Origin of the sequence: Shewanella sp. DW31 (assembly GCF_015767295.1) — a bacterium.
Lineage (GTDB): Bacteria > Pseudomonadota > Gammaproteobacteria > Enterobacterales > Shewanellaceae > Shewanella > Shewanella oncorhynchi.
This window is the reverse complement of record NZ_JADWMP020000021.1, coordinates 78798-102816: the sequence shown is the minus strand read 5'-3', so window position 1 is coordinate 102816 and position 24019 is coordinate 78798. Positions and strand designations below refer to the sequence as shown.

General features: G+C 46.9%; 16 protein-coding genes. 11 read left to right on the top strand and 5 right to left on the bottom strand.

The window, feature by feature from the left end; genetic code table 11:
• Window positions 1-758 precede the first annotated feature (758 nt).
• Window positions 759-5312: a biotin carboxylase N-terminal domain-containing protein gene (locus GWI56_RS16880; RefSeq protein WP_105251502.1), complete on the bottom strand. Its 4554-nt coding sequence runs from the start codon at window positions 5310-5312 to the stop codon at window positions 759-761.
• A gap of 121 nt (window positions 5313-5433) precedes the next feature.
• Here GWI56_RS16880 and GWI56_RS16875 point away from each other — a divergent pair, with 121 nt between their 5' ends.
• Complete coding sequence (locus tag GWI56_RS16875; protein ID WP_105251501.1) at window positions 5434-6345, top strand: LysR family transcriptional regulator; 912 nt, start codon at window positions 5434-5436, stop codon at window positions 6343-6345.
• Between the two features lie 164 nt (window positions 6346-6509).
• Here GWI56_RS16875 and blaOXA read toward each other — a convergent pair whose 3' ends face one another.
• Complete coding sequence (gene blaOXA, locus GWI56_RS16870; RefSeq protein WP_198573570.1) at window positions 6510-7334, bottom strand: class D beta-lactamase; 825 nt, start codon at window positions 7332-7334, stop codon at window positions 6510-6512.
• Window positions 7335-7672: 338 nt separating this feature from the next.
• Between blaOXA and GWI56_RS16865 the strand changes: the two genes are divergently transcribed.
• The 10 genes from GWI56_RS16865 to GWI56_RS16820 all read left to right on the top strand — a co-directional run bounded on the left by GWI56_RS16865 (window position 7673) and on the right by GWI56_RS16820 (window position 19115).
• Window positions 7673-8827 carry a hypothetical protein gene (locus tag GWI56_RS16865; protein WP_198573569.1) on the top strand — a complete coding sequence of 385 codons (1155 nt, stop codon included), beginning with the start codon at window positions 7673-7675 and terminating at the stop codon, window positions 8825-8827.
• Window positions 8828-8985: 158 nt separating this feature from the next.
• Window positions 8986-9645, top strand: coding sequence for a SprT family zinc-dependent metalloprotease (locus GWI56_RS16860; protein ID WP_198573568.1), 660 nt, complete (start codon window positions 8986-8988; stop codon window positions 9643-9645).
• 126 nt (window positions 9646-9771) lie between these two features.
• The gene (gene endA / locus GWI56_RS16855) at window positions 9772-10551 is read left to right on the top strand and encodes an endonuclease EndA (protein ID WP_347339144.1); all 780 of its coding nucleotides are present in this window, start codon (window positions 9772-9774) and stop codon (window positions 10549-10551) included.
• An 8-nt stretch (window positions 10552-10559) separates the two neighbouring features.
• The gene (gene rsmE, locus GWI56_RS16850) at window positions 10560-11291 is read left to right on the top strand and encodes a 16S rRNA (uracil(1498)-N(3))-methyltransferase (protein WP_105251496.1); all 732 of its coding nucleotides are present in this window, start codon (window positions 10560-10562) and stop codon (window positions 11289-11291) included.
• 93 nt (window positions 11292-11384) lie between these two features.
• Window positions 11385-12338, top strand: a complete 954-nt coding sequence (gene gshB, locus GWI56_RS16845; protein ID WP_168826802.1) for a glutathione synthase — start codon at window positions 11385-11387, stop codon at window positions 12336-12338.
• Between the two features lie 74 nt (window positions 12339-12412).
• A complete protein-coding gene (locus GWI56_RS16840) occupies window positions 12413-13735 on the top strand; it encodes an alkaline phosphatase (RefSeq protein WP_198573566.1) in 1323 nt (440 codons plus the stop codon).
• A 183-nt stretch (window positions 13736-13918) separates the two neighbouring features.
• Window positions 13919-14962, top strand: a complete 1044-nt coding sequence (locus GWI56_RS16835) for a methyltransferase (protein WP_198573565.1) — start codon at window positions 13919-13921, stop codon at window positions 14960-14962.
• Window positions 14963-15441: 479 nt separating this feature from the next.
• Window positions 15442-17130 carry a FapA family protein gene (locus GWI56_RS16830; protein WP_198573564.1) on the top strand — a complete coding sequence of 563 codons (1689 nt, stop codon included), beginning with the start codon at window positions 15442-15444 and terminating at the stop codon, window positions 17128-17130.
• A gap of 233 nt (window positions 17131-17363) precedes the next feature.
• On the top strand, window positions 17364-17741 hold the full coding sequence (locus GWI56_RS16825; protein WP_028759298.1) for a DUF4144 family protein: 378 nt from the start codon (window positions 17364-17366) through the stop codon (window positions 17739-17741).
• Between the two features lie 231 nt (window positions 17742-17972).
• Window positions 17973-19115, top strand: a complete 1143-nt coding sequence (locus GWI56_RS16820) for a site-2 protease family protein (protein WP_168826794.1) — start codon at window positions 17973-17975, stop codon at window positions 19113-19115.
• A gap of 139 nt (window positions 19116-19254) precedes the next feature.
• Here the strand turns inward: GWI56_RS16820 and GWI56_RS16815 are convergent, their stop codons facing one another.
• The 3 genes from GWI56_RS16815 to GWI56_RS16805 are packed head-to-tail and all read right to left on the bottom strand — an operon-like array spanning window position 19255 to window position 23979.
• Complete coding sequence (locus tag GWI56_RS16815) at window positions 19255-20718, bottom strand: TolC family protein (RefSeq protein WP_198573563.1); 1464 nt, start codon at window positions 20716-20718, stop codon at window positions 19255-19257.
• A gap of 7 nt (window positions 20719-20725) precedes the next feature.
• Entirely contained in the window at window positions 20726-22744 is a 2019-nt protein-coding gene (locus GWI56_RS16810; protein ID WP_198573562.1) for a MacB family efflux pump subunit, read from the bottom strand.
• A 2-nt stretch (window positions 22745-22746) separates the two neighbouring features.
• Entirely contained in the window at window positions 22747-23979 is a 1233-nt protein-coding gene (locus tag GWI56_RS16805) for an efflux RND transporter periplasmic adaptor subunit (protein ID WP_198573561.1), read from the bottom strand.
• Between the last annotated feature and the right edge of the window lie 40 nt (window positions 23980-24019).

The window sequence follows — 24019 nt, the reverse complement described above, 5'->3', positions numbered from 1 at the left end:
CCTGTGAGTGTCCACACAGATTTCTTGTTTTATCTTGTTAAAGAGCAACTCAACCTCGTAAGAGAAGGTGAGTACCACACTGAGCGTCGAACGCTTCCAGTTGGCTAGGGCTGCGTATTCTACGCATTTCCCGTTTCGCGTCAAGGAGTTTTTGCAAACTTTCTTAACACTCATCAATCAGTAAACTCATCGATGAACTGTCACACCATGCTGCTTAACGCCGTCTGCCGTGTCAGTGGATGCGCATTATAGGGAGTGAAACTTTTTGTGCAACCCCTATTTTCAGGAAATTTGCAGTTAATTCTAATTATCTAATCTAGCCACACCATACCCACCACTTACCCCCAAAGTTATCCACACCCAGCTCATTTTAGACTCAGTTTCAACTTAAAATGAGGTTTGATGAACCTCTATTACTACGAATAAAGCACGGAGATTCCGTTGATTCTCGAGGCCAGAGGTGGGTTCTTGATGCAGCTTGTTCTAATAAATGGGCGAACGATAGATTAAAGAAACTCTTTGCCGACTTAATCAGAGATACAGGCCGTATTGCACAAAGCTGATATTGGCCATTTGTTAGCGATGAGCTTATCTATTAAAGCTAAGTTGATTTATCAAAGACGTCATGCACATTAAGAGTGTTATGTTCGCTTACCTATATTTAGTGACAGGAAATTTAGTGGCAATAATTTAGAAGCAAAAAAATACCCGCCAATGGCGGGTATTGTCTCATTCAGCTATGGCGTTAAACGCTGAGCTTATTCTTCAACAGGCGAGACCACGAACAGTAAGTCGCCTTGAGACACTTGCTGACCATTGCTGTTCAGGATGCGCTCTATACGATACTTCTTATCTTCAGGGTACAGAATCGCACTCTGGCGGTTAAAGCCAGCTAAGGTCACTTGCGAGAACATCTTCATCGCTTCTGTTAGTGCTAGTGTTTGATCGACCGTGACTATGTCACCTTCTTTCACGAAATCCGCTTCACCCGGTGCAGAAGAGGTATAGAAGATACCTGCGCCTTGGGCTAACACTTTCAGTTCGTTACTTTCGCCAACACGCAGTGACTCAGTGTCTACTTCCACAGTTTCAGCGGCAGCTTCCATTTCTGCGATCAACGCAGGAATATCGAGCTCAGCCATTAAGCGTGGCAGATAGTTAGTGTCGTAAACACCTTCGTTGAAGGTACCATCTTTCAAGATCAGCTTGAGTAACGGAATGTTAGTCGCGATGCCTTTCAGCACTACACTGTCTAAGTATTCGTACAGTTTGGCAATCACATCTTCACGGTTTTCACCGCGCATGATGATTTGCGCAATCAAGCTATCGTAGTATGGCGATACTTCTTTCCCTGGCGCAGCAATCGAAATGATTTCCACATCTGGATGATCTGGGAACACACACTCAGTGATCTTGCCTGGATTTGGGATCAGCTGCAGTATGCCATGGCTATCGAGCGCCGCTTTCTCAGCCGTCACACGTACTTCCATCGCATAACCAATTTCTTTAGGTTCTAACGCTGCAATTGAACGGCCAGCGGCAATATCAAACTGCGCACTAACGATATCAATACCTGAAGTCGCTTCCGTGACAGGATGTTCAACCTGCAGACGCGTGTTCATCTCCATAAAGTAGACTTCGTTCGCATCTAAGTTATAGATAAACTCAACGGTACCTGCGCCCATGTAATCGGTCGCGTCGCCTAAGGCACGGGTATAGGCCAGCACTTGTCGCTTCAGCTCATCCGGCAACATAGTTGAGCCAGATTCTTCGACCACTTTTTGGTTGTTACGTTGAACCGAACAGTCACGCAAACCTAATACTTTCGCGTTGCCGAACTTATCACGCAGTAACTGCACTTCGATGTGACGCAGTGATGTCACATATTTCTCTAAGTACAAGTCACCGTTACCAAAGGCTGCAGCCGCTTCGGTTGCAGTTTTTTGGAATAAACCAATCATGTCTTCAGGACGTTTTACAACCTGAATACCTTTACCGCCACCACCTTGTACCGCTTTAAGCAATACTGGATAGCCGATTTCGCTCGCCACGTTTACGGCTTGTTCAGCATTGGTCAGAATACCGTGCGAACCAGGCACAACAGGTACGTTTTGCGCTTGCGATGTCTTAATTGCGTTCGACTTGTTACCCATAGTCGTCATTGAATGCACGCTTGGGCCAACGAAGTTCACGCCGTTATTCACACATAAGGCTGCAAACTGCGGGCTTTCTGATAGGAAACCAATACCAGGATGCAATGCATCAACCTGTTCATATTCGGCCACTTTCAGCACAGAGTATGCGTTCAAGTAACTTTCATCCGATGTGTTACCACCGAGACAAACTAACTTATCGGTCTCTTTGAGCATGTCCGCTGGCACTGACGTCATATCAGGATCCGACGCCACTAATACCACATTGATATTATTGTCATGCGCCTTACGAATAAGTTTTACAGCTGTACAACCACGGGCGTGAACCAATACTTTGTTAATTGGCTTCATTAACTTACGTGGATCGTTCTGCACGATCACTTCTTCTTCAACAGTAGCTTCAACCACTAAGGTCGACAGTGCATTGATGATCACATCGTTAATTTTTGCCGAAGGCATTGGCATCAGAGGATCGATACCTGCTAACTGAGAGTCTAAATTGTCGCTGAATGGGTTATGGACTAAGCCCGCCATTGCGCCAGGTACTTTTGACAAGTAGTTAGACAGCGTTGCCGTTGATGGTAAGTAAGCTGGCACCACCATTTGACCTGCGAATGGCATGTTAGTACCAGACAGATAGTAAGTTTGCACCAATGGGTGAGTCACAAAACTCGCCTGCGCACCACCGGTACAGTCACCAAAACCAAACATCAGTACTGGCAATTCGTTATCACGAATAAAGCGCGTGATACGGTCGTTCACCACAGCCATAGAGAATAGCGCCGCGGCGCCTTCTTTAGTCTGCATACCGCCTGAACTGATAAAGCACACAACTGGTAATTTACGCTTAGCACACTCGATTAATAGTGCAGAGAATTTCTCAGCACTGGCCATATCGAATGCACCCGCTTGGAATGCCGTGTTAGACACAGCCACACCCACACGCACTTTTTGACCTTTTTCTTTAAAGTCAGCAATACCTGTGATCAAACCACATGGGCGAATGCCTTTATCTAATGCGTCTTCAATCGATAAACGGAAGCCTGGGAAGTTGAGCAAGTTAGCTGACATCTTGTCGCCGTTGATCTCTTCGAAATGGGTAAAGAACTGCTTCACCACATTTTCCCAAGTCATGTTGCCTTTACGTTTTTCGTCACGCAGCACTTTTTGGATTAATAGATCCTGATAACCCATGGTCAAGCGGTTCCAGAAGTCCTTACGACGACCGATACGCACAGGGTTGATCGCGCCAGTGTACTTGCTGGTATCGCTTTCACTATCGAAATACTCAGGCAGTAAACGCTCGAAGAAGTAAGTCAGTACCACGAATAGACTGTCGTTAAGTTGTGGGAAACCCACACTCTTCCACTGCTCTACTCGCACCAGCAAATCGGCGCGGTTCGATTGACCCATAAAATACTTGAGCCACTTATAGAACTTAGCTTTGTCGTTCGAGGTATCTTGCGTCGACAATGCATGGTCAATTGACTTGTGCAACAGGTTGTTCACTGAGTTACGTGACAAACTCTTCGACATCATGGCTTCTTTAGCGATTGACGCTAAGCTGCCCACAACGTTGTCATACAAGGCATTGAAGATCAGAATGTTATGGCATTGCCAAATAAAGTCTTCACGCAGTTCTTCATTTACCACCACATCAAGCACAGTCAGCTGATTCAGCTCAGGCCATTTAGCTTGAGTCACAGACTTTGGCAAACTTTCTAAGTGCTGAATCAGCCCTTTAAAGTTGTTAGCCGCATTGCTCTTCCAGCGATGATACAAAGACCAGCTGATGTTGAATAACAACGCCTTACGTGCTTTTTTATAGTTCTCTTTTGGCTCACCCAAAATCAAACGTGTCAGCATGTTACGCTCGGTAGAGACTTCGTCACGTTTAGCGACAAAGTTAGTCCACAATTTATTCAAATCTTCGTCATAAACTAGCTTGTCAGGGTTAGACAACCAAGCTTGGAACACACGGTCTTGTTCCTGTTGAATACGTGCCAACAGATCACCTTCTGGCACGCTAGCACGTGACAGACGACCATATTGCTCTTGAGAAATAGAATGGATACGGCTACGTAGCGTTAAATAACGCAAATAGCGATAGGCGCTACCGAACAAGTTATGGTGACTGGTCGGGCTCGTTGCCACAGCCAATTCTGCATTCAGTTCCAAAGCCATCAAGTTTTTAGATGGATTAAGGAAACGAGTTAAACTGCGATCATAATGCTCACGTAAATCTTTAGATTCACGCACAAAATTCATCGCTGCACGCTCAACCGCTTCTACGCTGCTAATAATAGCGCGGCGCAGATTGTGCTGACGCTCGTCACGATCGCCCGGTGAAAAGTCGATGATACCGTCGATACAACCTGAGGTATAAAGCTCTTCTGGTGATACACCCACAGATTTCGCACATTCTTGCCAAGATAAGTTGTACTTACGAGCAATACTTTGCAGACCTTGTGGCTGGATCGTGTTGAAAATACCGTCACGCAACGACAACAGAATGTTCGCCGCCGCTAATGGAATTGCGCCACCAGAATAACCAGCACCAATTACGATACCGACTGTCGGTACGTCAACGTTGGCGCTTTCTGCGATGGCTTTAGAAATTGAATGCGCTTGGTTTTGGCTGTTAGCGATTTCGCCAGCATCCGCCCCTGGGGTATCAATTAAATAGATAATAGGCATAGACAATTCGGCGAAATGACGAATTGCTTTACAAGCGGCGTAATGATGCTCAGGCATCCAAGCACCGTTAGCGGTAGTGCGTTCTTGGGCAATAAAGCCAATACGACGAGTGCGTGAACCAAAGTTCAGCTCGACCTCAGCACTGTAAAAAGAACCCAAGTGAGTTTCCGTAATCAAACGACCTTTAAGATCGGCAATAATACGTTTTGCACCAGGACGACCTTTATCTTGGGTCGGCTGGATCACTTTAGCAACGTAACCGTCGACATCTAAAGATGCCAAGTCTTTTAAGTTTGCTTGAATAGCATCCTCATTTAAAAGACCTTTAATTTCTTCCGATAAACTCTGTTTACTGTGCTTAGGAAACAGAGAAAAATCTTTTGCCAAATGCTCGGCCTGTAAAAAAAGCGGATCGGGCGTTTGGGCTTGAGTCATGTGTTTGGGCTGATTATTGCTGGTCATCAAAAGATCCTCTGCTTAGCCTCTGAAAATTTTTAGCCAATAAATATAACTTTGTTATCCCGTCAAATGCCATTAAACTGCATAGGACGCTTTGTTCCAAATATGAGACAGTGGGAATAACATGCCAGATTTAAACGGTATGATGCTATTTGCAGCCGTAGTTAGAGCGAAGGGATTCTCCCAAGCTGCACGTGAAACCGGCCACCCAAAATCCACCATAAGTCGCAAAATCGCGCAGCTAGAAGAACAACTTGGCGTGCGATTACTACAGCGCGACACCCGTAATTTGAGTTTGACCCAAATCGGGGCACTCTTTTATCAACACTGTGATTCGATTCGCAATGAGGTAGAAGCGGCCAAGGCAGTTATCGAGAATACTCACGATGATGTGTCAGGATCATTACGCATTGCAATCCCAGTGTCATTTAGCCAAGAACTTATCGCTAACCTCTGTAGCGGATTTATGCGTTTATATCCCAATGTTGAATTGGATGTCCAGTTTACCGACAACGATATTGGTTTAGTCGGTGAAGGATATGACATAGCCATCAAATATGGTCCACTTCAATCGTCGGACTTAGTCGCAAGATTACTGTTTGAACGCCAGCCAATTTTAGTGGCAAGCCCTGCATACTTAAAACTCAAAGGCACACCCGCGACCCCAAAGGAACTCAGCCTGCACAGTGGGATTTTATTGGGGACTTCTCGCTCAGCACCAATTTGGCCATTGGGTAAAGGTTCGCGTAAAACCATGGCGAACTTTCAGCGTAAAGTGAGGGTCAACAGCCCGATAATGGTGAAGCAATTAGCCATAGATGATTTTGGCATCGCCATGTTATCCAATTCAGCCTGTAAAACCGAACTTGCTAATGGACAGCTAGTACCGATTTTACAGGAATGGCCGATTGAACCTTTTAAGGTTTACGGGGTTTATTCGAGCAGACGCCAACTGGCCACCAACATCAGTGTCTTCTTAGACTTCTTTGTAAAACGCTTCAGCAGCCAAGAAAGCCTGCAATCCCTAATGGGTTAACGTTTCCCGTCGCATCAAGGAAGCCTGTTTCAAGAAAGCCCAATAAAAAAGCCTAGATCTGAGTCTAGGCTTTCAGTATCACGATTGATGTCAGCTAAGTAGGCCGTTTCATACGCAATTCTCGCAAGGTTTAGATACGCTATGCTTACGCGACCTAGCATGGGCTAAGGAATAACGTGTTCCCGTTTTAAGATTTCCTTAGTAATGGCTTGACGCAATGGTAAACCTGCCGCGTCGGGAATATCCATATTCATCGCAAAAAACCATACATTATCATCGAGTTCAACCCAACCTACCCACCAGCCAATGCTTGGTTCTGCTCTGACTGCATAACCGGTTTTCGCACGGATAATATAGTCAGAATTCGCTTCAGTCAGCATGGCTTGCTTAACAATACGTAAACTGCGCTCAGAAGCATGTATCTTGTTGTGATAAAGCTTACGTAGGAAATCGATTTGCTCCGTAGCCGAAATTCGTATGCCACCATCTAACCAAAAGCTATCCAAATTTCCCGAAATATCCTCATTACCATAATCAAACGAGGCGATCATCTTCGACATACGCGCCTCACCAATTTGGCGAGCAAACTCTTGGTAGACAGGCACAACCGAATACTTCATTGCAGTAATAAGGTTATGATCACGATTCCAAGTTGCGATATCTCGACTTTTACCATCCCACTTAAAGACTTGATGCTCATCCTTCACCACGCCAAGCTCTAGCGCGATCAAACTGTTAGGAATCTTAAACGTCGATGCAGGTAAAAAACCTTGATTGGCACGTTTAAGATTATTAGTGAATCCCTGTTGCTTGTTTTCATTCCATAACACCACTACGCCTTTAGTTTGGTGCTGAGTAAAACTAGCATCCCAACTGCGGGTTTCTTGCCACTCCTTAGCTGTAGTAGATGCAAAAGTCGGCGCCACTAAGCTTGACGACACTAAAATAGACGACATCACCAGCACAGCCGATATGGTGAACAAACGCATAAAGTCTCCTTGTAGAAAAACAACCAATCCAATGAACTAAAAAAGTGATTAAGGCTATCACTTAGGGTTTTGGCAAGCCCTAGCAAACTGCTGACCAATTGTGGCAAAAAAGAGGCAAACTAGACCCTATTGCACTGTTGCACTGTTGCAGATGGGTTAATGCCAGCGCCACATGATTTGTGATAGAAGATATTGGCATAAGATGACAAAGATCACTGAGCTTAACTTTATTACCCTCAGCTTGTAGTGCATACTTTTTGGCATAAGAGACTATCCGCACGAAAAAAATAATTATTATTTCCAATGAATAACGTCTAATCACTACAGGGAAGCCAAACATGTTGAAGCCAGTGTTAACACTCATCCTCACCACCAGCTTAATGACTACAGCCAGTGCCGTGCAGTTATTTGGTGACGTTGAAGTTTCCCGCCTACCAACAGCCGAAAAAACCATAGGCGACGTAGTCACTCGCTATCAAGCACTTGACGATGGTCTGGCTCTGCTGAGCTCAAAGAAAAACGAAGTTGACGCCACCCAATTAGCGGCGCGCCAAGGACACAGATTATGGCAACAAGCTGTCCGCGATGTACAGTCAGGGCATTTTGACGACCGACCTTTATACTGGGCTCGCCTTGCCATGCTTAATAGTCTAAAAACCACCAGCGCCAACTTTAAAATGGCCGATTGGCAACAAGACATATTAATGAGTGCGGTTGAAAAGGCATCACGGGGCTTTAGCGATATTCAATATGGTGATGATGTCCAAATCAAAATATTTCTCACGGGTTTCGATCCTTTCTTCCTCGACAAAGATATCACCCAGAGTAATCCTTCCGGTCTAGTTGCCCTCGCCTTGGATGGTTTTCGCTTTGAAATTAATGGTAAAACGGCGCAAATCGAAACCGCTATGGTGCCAGTACGTTTTGCAGATTTTGATCAAGGACTTATCGAGTCGCTATTGAGCCCGATTTATCGCGATCCCAAAACCCAATTTGTGTTCACCGTTAGCATGGGCCGAACTGATTTTGATATCGAACGCTTCCCAGGGCGAAATCGCAGTGCAGCGGCGTCCGATAACCAAAACGTCCTCACTGGCGGCACGAAAACCGCGCCCGTTGCCCCAAAACTTAATGGTAAAGATTTTATCGGCCCCGAATTTGTGGAATTTTCACTGCCTGTTTCGGCTATGCAAGTCAAAGATGGTCAATGGAAAGTCAATGATAACCATACTGTCACTACCCTTGCCCGCGGTGAATTTAGTGCAACATCATTGAATGAGCTGCAAAACGAAACCTCAGTCGAAGGCTCTGGCGGCGGTTATCTCTCTAATGAAATCTCCTATCGCGCCATAGTCTTGCAGCAAAAGTTTAATAGCCATGCCAAGGTCGGCCACATTCACACACCAAGAGTCAAAGGCTATGACGCAGATACTGAGCAAGCCATAATCGAACAAGTACGAACTATGGTGATGCAAGCGGCGGCGAGTTTATAGCCAAGTAACACAGGCTGAAACTGGCCGAAACTAGCATTGTCAGATAGCGTTCGCTATGATGCGAACGCTTCTGATGTGAACGCTTAGGCAGGCTTAATCACCGATAAGTTTTAAGCACTCAATTTTATCTTTAACCGACGAGATCCAACGCTAACCCTATGCTGAAACCCGCTGACTTACTCAATGCCTTACGCCGTCGCAGCAGTGAAGCACTTGCCCCGCTGACAAAATCGACGTACGCAGCCTTAGGCCAAAGCCAAGATAAGTTGCAGGTGATAACGAGTCCACCAACACCCAATCCGGCTCAGGCGCATATTTTCACTGGTTCATCACGTCCACTCTCGACACTACAAATTCAAGTACTAGAGCGAATTGAAGCCTGTTATCGAGAGGCCGAGATATCGCTTAAGCGCACTTTTCCACGCCCAGTCACTCAATTTAGTCTAAGGGGTAAGAGTGCGGGTACGGCTCATCTGCAACAGAATCGCTTGCGATTCAATCCTGTATTGCTACGCGAAAACAGCGAGGCATTTCTGACTGAGGTCGTCCCCCACGAAATTTGTCATTTGCTGTGTTTTCAGCTTTTTGGCAAAACCAAGCCCCACGGTAAAGAATGGCAATCTTTGATGTTAACGGTATTTAAGGTCAATCCGAGTACCACACATAGCTTTAATACCACTTCAGTTACGAGTCGCGATGTTGAGTATCGCTGCGCCTGTGGACCGATTCGACTGAGTATTCGCCGCCATAACAAGGTGTTGCGTGGTGAAAGTCGTTATATTTGTAAACGCTGTAAGACCCATTTAACTGCGATCTAGCGACTTTCAGCAAACAAAACTCCCACCTAAGTACGACTCAATTTGCATAAACAGCGATATTTCCCTTACCATCACGCCATAAAAGACGAGCCAAAGGCTCGCGTAGTGTTTGTTATTTTGGGATAAATTTTGAACATAGCTTCTTTAACCGTTAATTCACGGCGACTTTTGTTGTGCCTAATCACTTGGGCGGCGACCTTATCTGTGCCCGCAAGTGCCTCAGTGTCACATCCCAGCAGTTTCAGCCAAGCGAAAACCAAGTCACAAGCGCTCTACGTAGGCAGTCGCCAAGGTACTCTGCCCGCAGTCAGCTTTTACTGTGGCTGTGAAATTCAGATCAAAGGCAAATCGTGGAAACCCGATCTTGCCAGCTGTGGTTATCAAGTCCGTAAACAGGAAACCCGCGCCAACCGGATCGAGTGGGAACACATAGTCCCCGCCTGGGAATTTGGCCATCAACTCCAATGCTGGCAAAAGGGTGGCCGTAAAAACTGTGCCGATAACAGTAATGAATTTAATAAGATGGAATCGGACATGCATAACTTGGTACCCGCAATTGGTGAGGTCAATGGCGATCGCAGCAACTTCCGATTTAGCCAATGGAACGGTAAGGCAGACCAATATGGCCAATGTGCTATGGTAGTCGACTTTAAGAATCGTCAAGCACAACCTCCCGCGAATACCCGCGGTAAGATAGCCAGAACCTACCTCTATATGCAGCGGACCTATGGTCTTAAAATCGCCTCAAGCCAATTAAAATTATTTAAGGCATGGGATAAAACCTATCCAGTTGATACTATTGAGTGCAAACGTGATAACGCCATAGCGCAAACCCAAGGTAACCATAACCCCTTTGTGCAGAATGCCTGTAATGCGCCACCACAGCGTCAACAATTAGCCGAATAAGGTCGACAATGAGAGTCCCAAGAATTTATCAACCTCAGCCATTAGCCATCAATCAACAGTTGAACTTAGACGAAGATGGCGCGGCCCATATCGGCAAGGTGCTACGCATGGGCAACGGCGAACATATCAGTCTATTTAATGGCGATGGCAATGATTATCTTGCTGAAATTGTTGACGCAGGTAAGAAGCATGTCACAGTAAAGCTGCTCTCCTGTGAGGCCAATTTATCTGAGTCGCCACTCAACTTACACTTAGGCCAAGTGATTTCCCGTGGCGATAGAATGGAGTTCACCATTCAAAAATCAGTCGAGCTTGGCGTGAATACGATTACGCCGCTGTTTTCAGATCGCTGCGGTGTGAAACTTAACGGTGAACGCCTAGAAAAGAAAATTCAGCAATGGCAGAAGATCGTCGTGAGCGCCTGTGAGCAATCGGGACGCAGCCAAGTGCCCGTGGTTCGCCCAGCGATGGACTTACACGATTGGTGCAGTGAGCCGACCTCAGCGCTTAAACTCAATTTGCATCCACGTGCCGCACACGGTATCAATGGTTTAGATTTAGCCCATACCCGCGTGCGACTATTAATTGGCCCAGAAGGCGGTTTGTCGGCGGAAGAAATCGCCATGACAGAAACCTATCAGTTTACCGATGTGTTGCTTGGCCCCAGAGTGCTACGCACCGAAACCGCCTCGCTCACCGCCATTACGGCACTGCAACTCAGATTTGGTGATTTAGGCTAGACCGTCCACAACCGCACACAGCGGTGGTATGGCACCCCATTATCCAATAAATGCTTTTTTGCCTGCAAACGGCGACAAATAAGGAACAGATTAATGATAAAACTCGGCATAGTGATGGACCCCATCAGTGAGATCAACATTAAGAAAGACTCCAGTTTTGCCATGTTAATGGCCGCGCAGGAAAGAGGTTATCAGCTGTTTTATATGGAAATGGCCGATCTTGCCATGGTCAACGGTGTGGCTATGGCCAATATGCGTCCGTTAACTGTTTTCAATGATGCGAGCAAATGGTTTGAACTCGGCGAAGCTACAGACACGCCGATGAGCGAACTCGACGTGATCTTAATGCGTAAGGACCCGCCATTCGATACTGAGTTTATCTACGCAACTTACATGCTTGAACGCGCCGAAGAACAAGGCGTGTTGATCGTTAATAAGCCACAAAGCTTACGTGATGCTAACGAGAAACTGTTTACCGCATGGTTTAGCGAATTCACGCCAGAAACGATCGTAACCCGTGATGCCAAACGTATCCGCGCTTTCCACCAAGCGAAGGGCGATATTATTCTTAAGCCACTTGATGGTATGGGCGGCACCTCGATTTTCCGCGTGAAGCAGGACGACCCAAACCTTGGGGTCATCATAGAAACCTTGACCAGCTATGGCCAACAATATGCCATGGCGCAAGCCTTTATCCCTGAGATAACCAAAGGCGATAAACGCATTTTAGTGGTCGATGGTGAGCCTGTGCCCTACGCCTTGGCGCGTATCCCAATGAAAGGCGAAACCCGTGGTAACTTAGCGGCAGGCGGAAGCGGTGTGGCTCAACCTTTATCCGACAGCGATTGGGCAATTGCCCGCGCCATTGGTCCAGAACTTAAAAAGCGTGGACTGATTTTTGTCGGCCTCGATGTCATTGGTGACAAGCTGACTGAGATCAACGTAACCAGTCCAACTTGTATCCGTGAGATCCAAGCAGCATTTGATGTCGACATCACCGGCATGTTAATGGATGCTATTGAAGCACGCATTAACACCAAAGCATAAAAATTTACCAACGAGTTTGTTGATTTAAGGCGCTTTGACATCACAAGCGCCTAGCCACTTTCTAGGGATGTGATATGAGTTTCACCAAAGCGCCATTCTTGTTACTCGGCATAGGTTTATTACTATCGACTCCGACTTGGGCCAACATAGAAACAGGTCCAACGAAAGCACCGTCGCGTCCCAAAAACATTGTCATCATGATAGGTGATGGTATGGGACCGTCTTACACTAGCGCTTACCGTTACTACAAAGATAATCCTGACACAGAGGAAGTCGAACAAACCGTATTCGACCGTTTACTTGTAGGGATGGCGAGCACTTATCCCGCCAGTGTCAGTGGTTATGTTACCGACTCAGCCGCGGCAGCAACAGCGCTCGCCACTGGCGTTAAATCTTACAATGGGGCGATTTCGGTCGATACCCAAAAGCAACCGCTACCGACCATACTCGAAAAAGCCAAATCCCTTGGCCTCAGCACAGGTGTGGCTGTTACATCCCAGATAAACCACGCCACGCCTGCAGCCTTTTTAGCCCACAACGAGAGCCGTAAAAACTACGACGCCTTAGCACTCAGCTATCTAGAAACCAACGCCGATGTATTCTTAGGCGGAGGTCAAAAATACTTTACCCCTGAACTATTAGCGCAATTTAAAGCCAAGGGTTATCAACATATTACTCGTTTTGAAGACCTCGCCAGCATCACCCAACCTAAAGTGCTAGGCTTGTTTGCCGAAGTCCAATTACCTTGGGCGATTGATGAAAAAGATGCGAAAAAACTCAGCACGTTAACCCAAAAAGCGCTCAGTTTACTGTCGCAGAATGACCAAGGTTTTGTACTGTTAGTCGAAGGAAGCCTCATCGACTGGGCGGGTCACAATAACGACATAGCTACAGCCATGGGTGAAATGGATGAATTCTCCAATGCCATTGAAGTGGTTGAGCAATTCGTGCGTGAACATCCTGATACCCTGATGGTGATCACCGCCGACCATAATACCGGCGGCCTATCGATTGGCGTCGATGGAAAGTACAACTGGAACCCTGAAATCCTACGCAACGTTTCAGCCAGTACCGACACATTAGCCTTAGCCGCCATCAGCGGTGAACAATGGCAGGCCGATCTCGCCCGCGGTTTAGGTTTTGAGCTCAACGAAGAAGAAATCGCAAAATTAACGGTCGCCAGAATGCAGGGATTAGAAACCATAGCGGTTGCGATTCGCCATGTTATTGATAAGCGAACTGATACGGGTTGGACAACCGACGGCCATACAGGCACAGACGTACAAGTGTTTGCCGCAGGTCCCGCATCTGAGCTGTTTAACGGCCATCAAGACAATATCGATATCGCCAATAAGATTTTCAGCTTATTGCCAAAACCGAAGAAACCTAAAAGCTAAGCGTTAATCAATTCCTTTCATTAAAGACAATCACATAAGGCAACCGCATAATGCAGTTGCCTTTTTATTGGGTCTTTTTATTAGGGATTTTATTAGGTTTTAGCGCAGTGATTCCATGCAAACTGGCTCGGGCGTGAATAACGGGTATAATGCCCACACTTAAGTTTATAGGTGCCTGTAACTGTGTTAACTAATCCATCGCAAGTCATTATTCGTAATCAAGACAGCCTAAGCCAACATAAGGTGTTAGTGCTCAATCATGAAGCCGATCTACTGCCAAAAGCCCTGCTCGATGTCGCGGCCTCGGTCGATGCCCTCGCCTTGGATTATCACCATTATTTACACTTAGCGCCGCACGCGAATTCAAAACTGCGTTGCTACTTCGGCCACGAACTGCCACAGCAAGACCCAATTAAACCTGAAAAGTACGATACGGTTATCGTTTATTTCCCCAAGGCTAAACCCCTCGCACCTTATCTACTTAACCTCGCCGCCAACCATCTTGTGCCTAACGGCCAACTGTTAGTGGTTGGGGAAAACAAAGGCGGGATTAAGTCTTTAGTTAAACTATTGCCTGAGTATTTTGCGACGGGGATGAAACTCGATAACGCCCGCCACTGCCTGCTGTTTGGTAGCAATTTAGAGGGCTGCGCCCCGGCAATGAAACTTAGCGACTGGGTCAGTCAGTATCAACTCATAACGCCGCAAGGCGAGATCAGTATCTGTAATTTAGTCGGGGTATTTAGCGAAAAACGGTTAGATCTCGGCACTGAATTATTATTGTCACACCTACCAACACTCTCGGGCCGAGTGCTCGATTTTGGTTGCGGCGCTGGCGTAATCACCGCCGCTCTACTAAAAGCACAACCGAGCCTATCCCTAGAATGCGTTGATATTAATGCCATGGCGTTAGCTTCTTGCGAACTCACCCTGGCGGCCAATGGCATGACAGCCAAAGTGTATCCATCCGATGGGCTCACGCAAACCACAGGAAAATTTAACGGCATTATCTCTAATCCGCCGTTTCATGATGGCCTCGCCAGCACCACCAGCATAGCGCAGAACTTTGTTACCGATAGCGCTAAGCAATTACAACATAATGGTATTTGGCAAATAGTCGCCAATCGCCACCTGCCCTATTCCGATATTATCGCTGCCGAATTTGGCCAATTGAAAGTGGTTGCCGACAACAACAAGTACAAGTTGTATTACTTCCAGCACAAATAGATGTTTGATTAATAACGCGCAGATGCTTTCGCTGAAGCGCGTTATTGGCAACTCAGCCACTCACTCTTATCCCAATCCCTGTTTGTTTGCAGATAAAACCTCCCTTTCATCGTGTTACAAAATTCAATATTGTGATCTGCCGCATGCCAGCGATTCTGACAATCCCCCACTTATAGTCACTCAACAACCGTTCCTAACATAGGGATTCGATTTAAAACATCAAAATAATGGTTAAACCCAAAATCAATATAAGTTGTGGTTTATTCAGTAATTTTTGTTATAAAACCAGAGATAACACTGATTATAAGACTCAATTTTTTATAAAAAACTATTTTAAAATTCACTCATAGACCATTAACAACAAAATGACAACATTTGCTGATTTTGCAGCCAAAAAGGCTTCTTTACCCTAAGTTTCTACTGTTATACTCAAAACAGCTTCTTAACAAGAATAAAACGCAATTACTAGGAATGCCCCTATGCTGGACCCTGAACTCATAGAGCTAAACAGCGATAAGACAAAAGCTGAATTACGCCTGATCCCTAATGTCCATGGTCCAGTCACCCATGAAGACATAATGCGCCTGTTGTCTTTACCTGAATTCGCCGCCCTGTTTCCGCTAGAGCCAGCCATTACTAAAACCGTCGCTAAAATCAACTCTCTTTGTAATCAAGACGATGGAAAATTTGAGCTCTATACTACTTTGGCCGAACGTCGAGATGGCAGCATAGCTATCGAGATTAGTCCCGATAAAATGCAAGCCAGCCTTAAACTTACCGCAGCATGGGGTGGTAAACAGATAGATTTGCCAGAGATCCTCACTCATCTCAAAAAAAACAACGTCTGCATGGGGCTAAGCAAACTCAAAATTCAAGCTCTACTAAAGCAACTCAGCACACTCAAGCCAGGGGAAATCTGCCAAAGCGAAATAGCCCAAGGCAAAGCCCCTGTTAATGGACTCAATGCGGTATTAGAACGCAAAGTATTCCTTGCGCGGGAGCGCTTGCTTCAGCCACAAGAGCGCGAAGATGGCAGTGTCGATATGCGTAATTTAGGCGCAATGATCGTTGTTAAAGCCAATGATCTCTTGATGGTTAAACATTTAGCCACCGAAGGCACTCCGGGCTACAACATCAAGGGCGAAGTCCTTAAACAAAAACCAGGTAAGGATGCCGTGCTTCAAGCGGGTACAGGCACAGCTTTTCATCCCAAAGATCCCAATAAGCTGATCGCCACAGTGCCGGGGCAACCCGTCGAAACCCGTACAGGTATGAATGTCGATGATGTACTGCAACTTAAAGATGTCGACATCAGCACAGGCCATGTCACCTTCAAGGGCAGTATTTTAATTACAGGTGATGTCCACGAGGGCATGATAGTTAAAAGCTCAGGCGATATTACCGTGATGGGGTTTGTGGACTCCGCCACCCTTGAAGCAGAAGGCGATGTCACTGTGAGTAAAGGCATCATTGGCCGCCAGATTAAAGCCAATGAATACTCTACCAATATCTATTCTCAAGGGCAGATCAGCGCCCAATTTGTGCAATATTCTCAATTAGTTGCCAAAGGTAATATCTTAGTCACTAAACAGTTGCTGCACAGTAATACCAAAACCGCCGGCAGTTTAACGGTCAGCGATCCTAGCGGTCGTCGTGGTGATCTGGTTGGCGGAGTTGCACACGCTGAAAAAGGCATCACGGCGGTTGTCATAGGTGCAACGGCAGGGACTAAAACTGACGTTTACTGCGCAATGGGACAGGCTGAACTCAAGCAAGATCTCAAGCTACTCGATGAGAGCGTTAAAGCTATGGTCGTCGCCAGTTTAGATATCGAGGCTCGCCTCAATAAACTGCCCCCCAAGTCAGAATGGCAAGCTGACGCGGTTATGATTGAGCAAATAAAGATGATGCTTGATGAGAAGAATCGCATCATGGACGAACGTACCCGTGAAGAGCTTGAATTCGATACCTTTAAACAAGAAGTCGAAGGCTACTACGAAAAATACCGCATCGAAGTGCTTAAACACGTATTCCTTAACGTTGAGCTGCATATAGGTCCAGCAAATCACCGTACGGCACGTGAACACGGCACTTGTTGTATTGCTAATGTTAATCAAGAGATTAACTTTGACTATAATGCCAAGGCCAAAGCTGCACCGAGCACATAAGGTTCACTAGGGTTCTTAACGCCAGTGCTGAGGCGGCTTTCGCTCGGTAGCCAAACCTCTGAACTCGTTCTGGCCTCTATCTATCTTCTCCAAGCGTGGCATACTGCTCACAGATAAACGCACGCAGCAGTAAGCCAAGTCACCTTCTTGCTAAATCCTAATCCTTGTCTACTGCCGCCGATTGATCTCAGAGAATACCTCAGAGCCCATTTTAAACTTCCTAAGGATCTGAAATGACTAGCGTTAAGATGTCGAGTATTGAATGGCCAGCGATTGTAAAACTGACTCAAAATGACGAATTACTTTACCTAGAACATCAAAGAGATTGGCTCGAACTGGCCTGTCTCTATCAGCATCACTTCATCGAAACCGATCAATTATTAGACTCCAAAGGGCAGCGATACCTTATCAGTGCCTGTCCACAAAAAATCCATGAAGATCCTGTTGGCGAATTACCTCGATTACTGCGCCAAAAACAGGATTTGCCACTCAATGAATTTATCAAATGGGTTCAAAATCATGCCCAAGCACTAGGACAATGTTGTGTTGCTAAACTGGCTTTCACGACAATTGCCCAAGGAATCGAAATTGTTCGTACCCTCGATGAATAAACAGCAAACACATGATAAGCCATAATAAATGGCTATCAATGACTCAGTTAATCAATAAAAAACAATATGACCTTAAAAGCTAATATCCTCATAATCAATTCACAGGCATAATTTGCCGCGGTGCAACAGCGCTAAGCCAGACGATAAAGCGCTTAAGATGCACTCCAAAATAACCGTTTTCTGCGTCGACTCAAGGGATGACGTTTAAGTTGGCACTAAATATACAAATAGATGGAACCGAAATTGGAACTACTTAAGATTGACTGCTTAGGCAAACAACTGCGCTTAGAAGGCTCGCTCGCGGGCTGGCAACAACTCTACTGGGACAATACCTTAGTCTCACAAAAAGAAGCTTCCGTCGATAATGGCGGCCTCAAAGTCCATGTCTTTGAGCTCACCCACCACAGCAGCCCATTGGTGACAGAAAGTGGTGAGCAAGCCATCGCCATAACAGAAGCTAAAATCCAAGTTCGCCTCGAAACCGATCTCGTTTGGCAGCCTTTCCGCCTCGATTACTGCTTGCTGATGGATGACAAGATTATCGACCAAGGGCGACGGACAGAGAAAGATATCGAACGCCAAACACCAGAAACGCCCATCGTTAAGCAGCAAAAAATCAGCATGATAGGACTCGCCTCCCTCGGCTTTAAGCTGTTAAAAAGCGCTAAAGTCATAAAGGTAGTGTTAGCGGGCGCCAGTGTTGCCGCTTATTCTTGGCTATTCTCCTTCCAATTCGCCCTCGCACTTATCGCCTGTTTGGTATTTCACGAATATGGCCATATTCGCGCAATGAAATATTTTGGGATGAAGACCAAAGGGATTTACCTTATTCCCTTTATGGGCGGACTCGCGCTCTCCGATGAGAAAATTAATACGCGTTGGCAAGATGTGGTGATTTCTATCATGGGACCGACCTTTGGGCTCTTGATGTCCATCGCGTCCTTGATTGCTTACCACGCAACGGGCAATGTGTTTTTTGCTGGCCTTGCCGCCTTTAATGCGCTGCTTAACCTATTTAATTTATTGCCTATTCTGCCACTCGATGGCGGGCATATTTTAAAGAGCATCAGCTTTTCGATGAACAGCATTATGGGCTTGGTCGCCTGCGCCGCTGGTGCCGCTTTTGGTGTGTATATCAGCTACACCTTAGGCTTAGCGCTATTGGGCTTCTTGCTGTTGATCGGTAGCTTAGAAATCATCTTCGAGTGGCGCACTCGCCATCAAAGCCACCTGCTGCCATTAGACAGATACGGGCAAATCTTCTCGGTTATTTGGTACTTGCTCACGGTTGGTGCCTTAGTCGGCATCATCTGGCACTTAGCGGGAACGGGCGATGATATGCTCAGCTTGCCGCTGCAAATATTACGCAGCTAATTCTGCTTAACGGCTAAACGCGGCGCAAAGGCACTAGCACGAGTGCTTGCACTTGCCCAGAGTGATGCAATACAAAAAACCGCTATTAATAGCGGTTTTTTATTTTTCTGTCGCGCTGTGATGCTTTTACAAAAATGCGCTATTCCTTTGCCAAAGGCGGAGCGATATCGCTGCCGCCAAGGGCTTGATAAAGCGTCGCTTGGGCGGTGAGTTGGTTATAGCGATTCTCGAGTAAAGCCGCCTCGGCGCTGCGACGATTCTCTTGGGCATCAATCCAATTCTGAATACCGATAGCGCCATTGCGGTACTGGCTCTCATAAATGGCTTCAACGGCTGCCGCGGCACTGAATTGCTGCGCCAATTTCTCCCCTTGATAGCGATATTGCTGCTTAGCCGAAATCGCGTTATCGACATCTTCAAAGGCGGAATAAAGCGTCTTGCGATAATTCACCACTGCGGTTTGATAATCGATATCGGCAATGTCATTATTGATTTGCATTTGATTCCACTGCAAAAAGGGTAAGACTAGCCCAGCGCCTAAACTGCCAACGGGATTACGTAACAACTCTTTTAACTCAGAGGTCGACTCCCCAACACCGCCGGTTAAACTCAGGCTTGGGAAATAACTCGCATAGGTCGCATCTTTACTCGCCAAGGCGGAGCGCAGTTGATACAAGGAGGCCTTCACATCTGGGCGTCTCACTAACAAATCTGCGGGTACACCCACGCTAACATCAGGTACTGCTACGTCGGGGAGTTGCTTAATCTCAACCCAAGTTCCACCTGAAGCTAAACTCTGCGCAGGAACAGCTGCAGGTGCCTGATTCAGTAATATCGCGAGGGCGTTTTTAGCCACAGTTAATTGTTGAATAAGCTGGCTATGAGCAGCCTCTTGTCCCGCCATACTGCGCTGAGCTTCGAGCACATTCACTTGCGTCACGGCCCCAGAATCATACTGCCTTTGGGTTAATGCCAGCGTTTGCTGACTGTACTCGATACTCTTTTGGCTTAAATCAATCCGTTGATTTAAATAACCTATCTGCCAATACAAGGATGCGGTGGTCGCCACTAGGCTTTGGGTGGTACTTTCTCTATCTTCGGCGCTCGCCAGCGCCGCCCATTGAGCTTGGTCGATATTGGCCGACACTTTGCCCCACAAATCCACCTCATAACTCACGGACAATTTTGCTTGATAACTCTTAGTCGCATCGCCACCCTCAAATGGCTGATTACGGGAAGCGTCAAGGTTTGCCGATAACTGTGGGTATAGATCATCCCGCGTTAGCCCTGCCAGCAAGCGTGCCTTACGCAGCGTTAAGGTCGCCAGGGTTAAGTCATTGTTAGTGCTCAGCACTTGGCTGACCAGCTTATCGAGCTCGGGCTGATGAAACTGCTGCCACCAAGGATCTACTCTCACTTGCTCGTTCACTGTGGTGTTTTGCCACTGTTCAGGAATAGCCAGTGCGGGCGGTTCAAAGTCTGAACGCATAACACTGCCACAACCACTCAACAGGGCTATGCACAGAGCTGGTCCCAAAGCCGTACAAACAGCAATAGCGCAGCTACGAGGCGAAAATGGTTGATTAAATAGTTTAGTATTCATGGTTTTATTATTCTCTGGCTAGTGCATCAACGGGATCTAACTGCGCCGCATTGCGGGCGGGTAAGAAACCAAATAGCACACCAATTAAGGTCGAGCAGGCAAAGGCAGCAACGATGGAGGTGGTGGAATAAATCATTTGGAAACTGCCCCCCGTTTGAGCAAACACCACGCCAATTAAGTAGGACAAGGCGATGCCTAAGGTGCCCCCACACAAACACACTAAAATGGCTTCGATAAGGAACTGGCGCAAAATATCGCTCTGGCGCGCACCCACAGCCATACGAACACCGATTTCACGGGTTCGCTCAGTCACAGACACTAGCATAATGTTCATCACCCCAATTCCGCCAACGACAAGGGAAATCACCGCGATAGCCGAGATCAGTAAGGTCATGGTTGCCGTGGTTTTTTCAATGTTCTGCCTAATGGTATCGGTATTAATGGTGAAGAAATCTTGCGTGCCGTGGCGCATTTTAAGCAGCGCGATAATGCCCTGCTCCGCCGCGTTACTCGGCACAGTTTCATCGAGTCGAACGGTAATACCATCCAAATAATTTTTACCCACCATACGGCCAGAAACTGTGGTGTAAGGCACCCATACATTAAGCGCATCGCTGTTACCAAAAGCACTTTCTTTGGGTTGAGTCACACCTATGATACGTACGGGTAAATCTCCAAGGAAAATCACTTGCCCTATCGCCGAGTTATTGTCGGCAGCGCTGTTAGGGAAAAGCTCCTTACGGGTATTGTCATCAATCACCGCATCTTGGGCGAGCGATGCGACACTGGCATCATCCCAAAATTGGCCCTGCGCTAACTCGTACCCTCTTACACGGAAAAACTCAGGCCCCACACCATTCACCGATGCCGATACCGCTTTATTACCAAAACGAACCGTTGCAGTAGAGCCAATGCTTGGCGTCACGCTATCAACATAGGGTAAATTTTTAAGAGCATTTGCGTCCGTTGCGGTTAAGGTGCGTACCCGCGCCGAGCGTCTATCGCCAAAACCAGAACCGGGGCGAATATCAATCGTGTTAGTCCCCATCGAACTGATACTTTTGAGGATGGCCTGCTGCGAGCCTTCACCTAAGGCCACCACAGAAACCACAGAGGCGATACCGATAATAATCCCGAGCATAGTCAAGAAGGTACGTAACCTGTGGGTCGACATCGCCACCAGCGCCATTTTAAGCGCTTCGACATATCTGTCCCACGAAGCCACCCGCGCACGCGAGCCATCTTTTGCTGCCACTGCATCGTTAGGCTTTTGTGGCGCCGTATTTTGTAACGTTGAGCTTTGCGACGTCGAGCTTTGTGGCTTAGCCGTCTGTTTATCCTGACTGCGTTCATCGCTGATGATCACGCCGTCTTTGATTTCAATAATGCGGTCGGCATATTGGGCCACGTGCATATCATGGGTCACGATAATGATGGTATGACCGTCGCTGTGAAGCTCCTGCAACAACTGCATCATTTCTTCGCCGCTGTGACTATCCAACGCACCCGTCGGCTCATCGGCAAGGATCACATCGCCGCCATTCATCAAAGCACGTGCCACACTGACCCGCTGCTGTTGTCCGCCACTGAGCTGATTGGGTTTATGGTCAAGCCTGTCGCCAAGGCCTAAACGCGTTAACAAATGCTCGGCCCTATCTTTACGCACCGTGCGTTCTTTACCCGCATACACAGCAGGTACTTCGACGTTGCCTATGGCGGTCAAATCACCCAGTAAATGATAACGCTGAAAGATAAAACCAAAGTGCTCGCGGCGCAGCTGCGCTAACTCATCAACGTCCATAGTCGAGGTATCTTGGCCGTTAATAAAATACGCGCCCTTTGACGGCTTATCTAAACAACCAAGAATGTTCATTAGGGTCGATTTACCCGAGCCAGAAGCACCTACTATCGCCACCATCTCGCCACGGCCAATCGACAAGTTCACATCTTTCAGCACAGTGAGTTGCTGCTCACCCGCCTGAAAAGTGCGATAACAACCTGAAATTTCAAGTAATGCCGTTGTCACTGTTAAAACCTCACGCTAGGTGGGCGACGTAATTTACTGCTGCCATCATCGGAAGACGGCATACCAAGCACAACCTGATCGCCTTCCTTCAAACCCGCGGTGATTTCAGCATTGATTTTATTGTTAATCCCCACAGTGACATCCACATATTGCACTTGGTTATCAACTAATACAGGCACTTGATATTGCGGGCCGCTGCGGGCTTTACGCTCGACAGACTTAGCCTCTGGCACCGCGGATTTCTCCCTCGGCTTTATACGCAATATCTGCGCAGGCACTAATAGCGCATCATCGGCCTTAGCTAACACTATAGACACCTGCGCCGTCATGCCGATACGCAAGGTGCGGTCAGGGTTTTCTACATCAAACAGACCATGGTAATAAATGGCGTCTGAGTCGCTAGAGCTCATATTGCTATCGTCGCCATCCATCGAAATCGGCCCAGGCTCAATCGCCCTCAAAACGCCACGGTAGGGATGATTCGGTTTTCCAAGAACCGTGAAATACACGGCTTGACCCGGATGGACATTGACAACATCCGCTTCGGAAATCTGCGCTTTAACTGTCATGGTATCCAGCTGCGCCATTTCAACTATGGTCGGTGTCGTTTGATTGGCGTTAACGGTTTGCCCCACTTCCACCGCGGAATACACCACAGTGCCATCCATCGGCGCGGTAATTTTGGTATAACCTAAATCGATTCTGGCACTGTCGACGTTAATCTCAGCCTGTTGTTTTTGCGCTTCTAATTGCTCAAGCTCGGCTTGATAAACCGTTAGATTAGCATCGGCCACTTCATAATCGGCGCGGGAACTGGCCTTATCAGCAAGCATTTGCTGCTGGCGGCTAAACTCCAACTTAGCTTGGCGGATCTGCGCCTGTTTAGCACGGAACTGAGCATTGATACTCTTGAGTGATGCGAGGGCATCCTTCAAATTATTCTGCTGCGCTAAGCTATCAATCTGAGCAATCAAATCGCCTTTCTTTACTTCATCACCCAGTGCCAGCGGCAAACTTAAGATTTGCCCCGATACCTGTGCGCCCACACTCACCAGTTTGGATGCCTGCAACATGCCATTGGCCAGCACTGAGTTTTCGATATCGCCACGGCGCACCGCTTCAGTCACATAGGTAGGTGCCGTTTCAGGCTTATGCCACATAAAATAAGCACCGCCACTAAGGAGTATTAAGCCGCTTAACGCGAGCAGCAATTTACGCTTTGAGGATTTTTTCATCGGTATTGTCGTGTCCATCAATGCTAAAGACAGCAAGCAT

Excerpts from the sequence above, each read along its gene's own strand:
- GWI56_RS16880 (WP_105251502.1), bottom strand. The coding sequence starts at position 5,312 with ATGACCAGCAATAATCAGCCCAAACACATGACTCAAGCCCAAACGCCC.
- GWI56_RS16875 (WP_105251501.1), top strand. The coding sequence starts at position 5,434 with ATGCCAGATTTAAACGGTATGATGCTATTTGCAGCCGTAGTTAGAGCG.
- blaOXA (WP_198573570.1), bottom strand. The coding sequence starts at position 7,334 with ATGCGTTTGTTCACCATATCGGCTGTGCTGGTGATGTCGTCTATTTTA.
- GWI56_RS16865 (WP_198573569.1), top strand. The coding sequence starts at position 7,673 with ATGTTGAAGCCAGTGTTAACACTCATCCTCACCACCAGCTTAATGACT.
- GWI56_RS16860 (WP_198573568.1), top strand. The coding sequence starts at position 8,986 with ATGCTGAAACCCGCTGACTTACTCAATGCCTTACGCCGTCGCAGCAGT.
- rsmE (WP_105251496.1), top strand. The coding sequence starts at position 10,560 with ATGAGAGTCCCAAGAATTTATCAACCTCAGCCATTAGCCATCAATCAA.
- gshB (WP_168826802.1), top strand. The coding sequence starts at position 11,385 with ATGATAAAACTCGGCATAGTGATGGACCCCATCAGTGAGATCAACATT.
- GWI56_RS16840 (WP_198573566.1), top strand. The coding sequence starts at position 12,413 with ATGAGTTTCACCAAAGCGCCATTCTTGTTACTCGGCATAGGTTTATTA.
- GWI56_RS16830 (WP_198573564.1), top strand. The coding sequence starts at position 15,442 with ATGCTGGACCCTGAACTCATAGAGCTAAACAGCGATAAGACAAAAGCT.
- GWI56_RS16825 (WP_028759298.1), top strand. The coding sequence starts at position 17,364 with ATGACTAGCGTTAAGATGTCGAGTATTGAATGGCCAGCGATTGTAAAA.
- GWI56_RS16820 (WP_168826794.1), top strand. The coding sequence starts at position 17,973 with ATGGAACCGAAATTGGAACTACTTAAGATTGACTGCTTAGGCAAACAA.
- GWI56_RS16815 (WP_198573563.1), bottom strand. The coding sequence starts at position 20,718 with ATGAATACTAAACTATTTAATCAACCATTTTCGCCTCGTAGCTGCGCT.
- GWI56_RS16805 (WP_198573561.1), bottom strand. The coding sequence starts at position 23,979 with ATGAAAAAATCCTCAAAGCGTAAATTGCTGCTCGCGTTAAGCGGCTTA.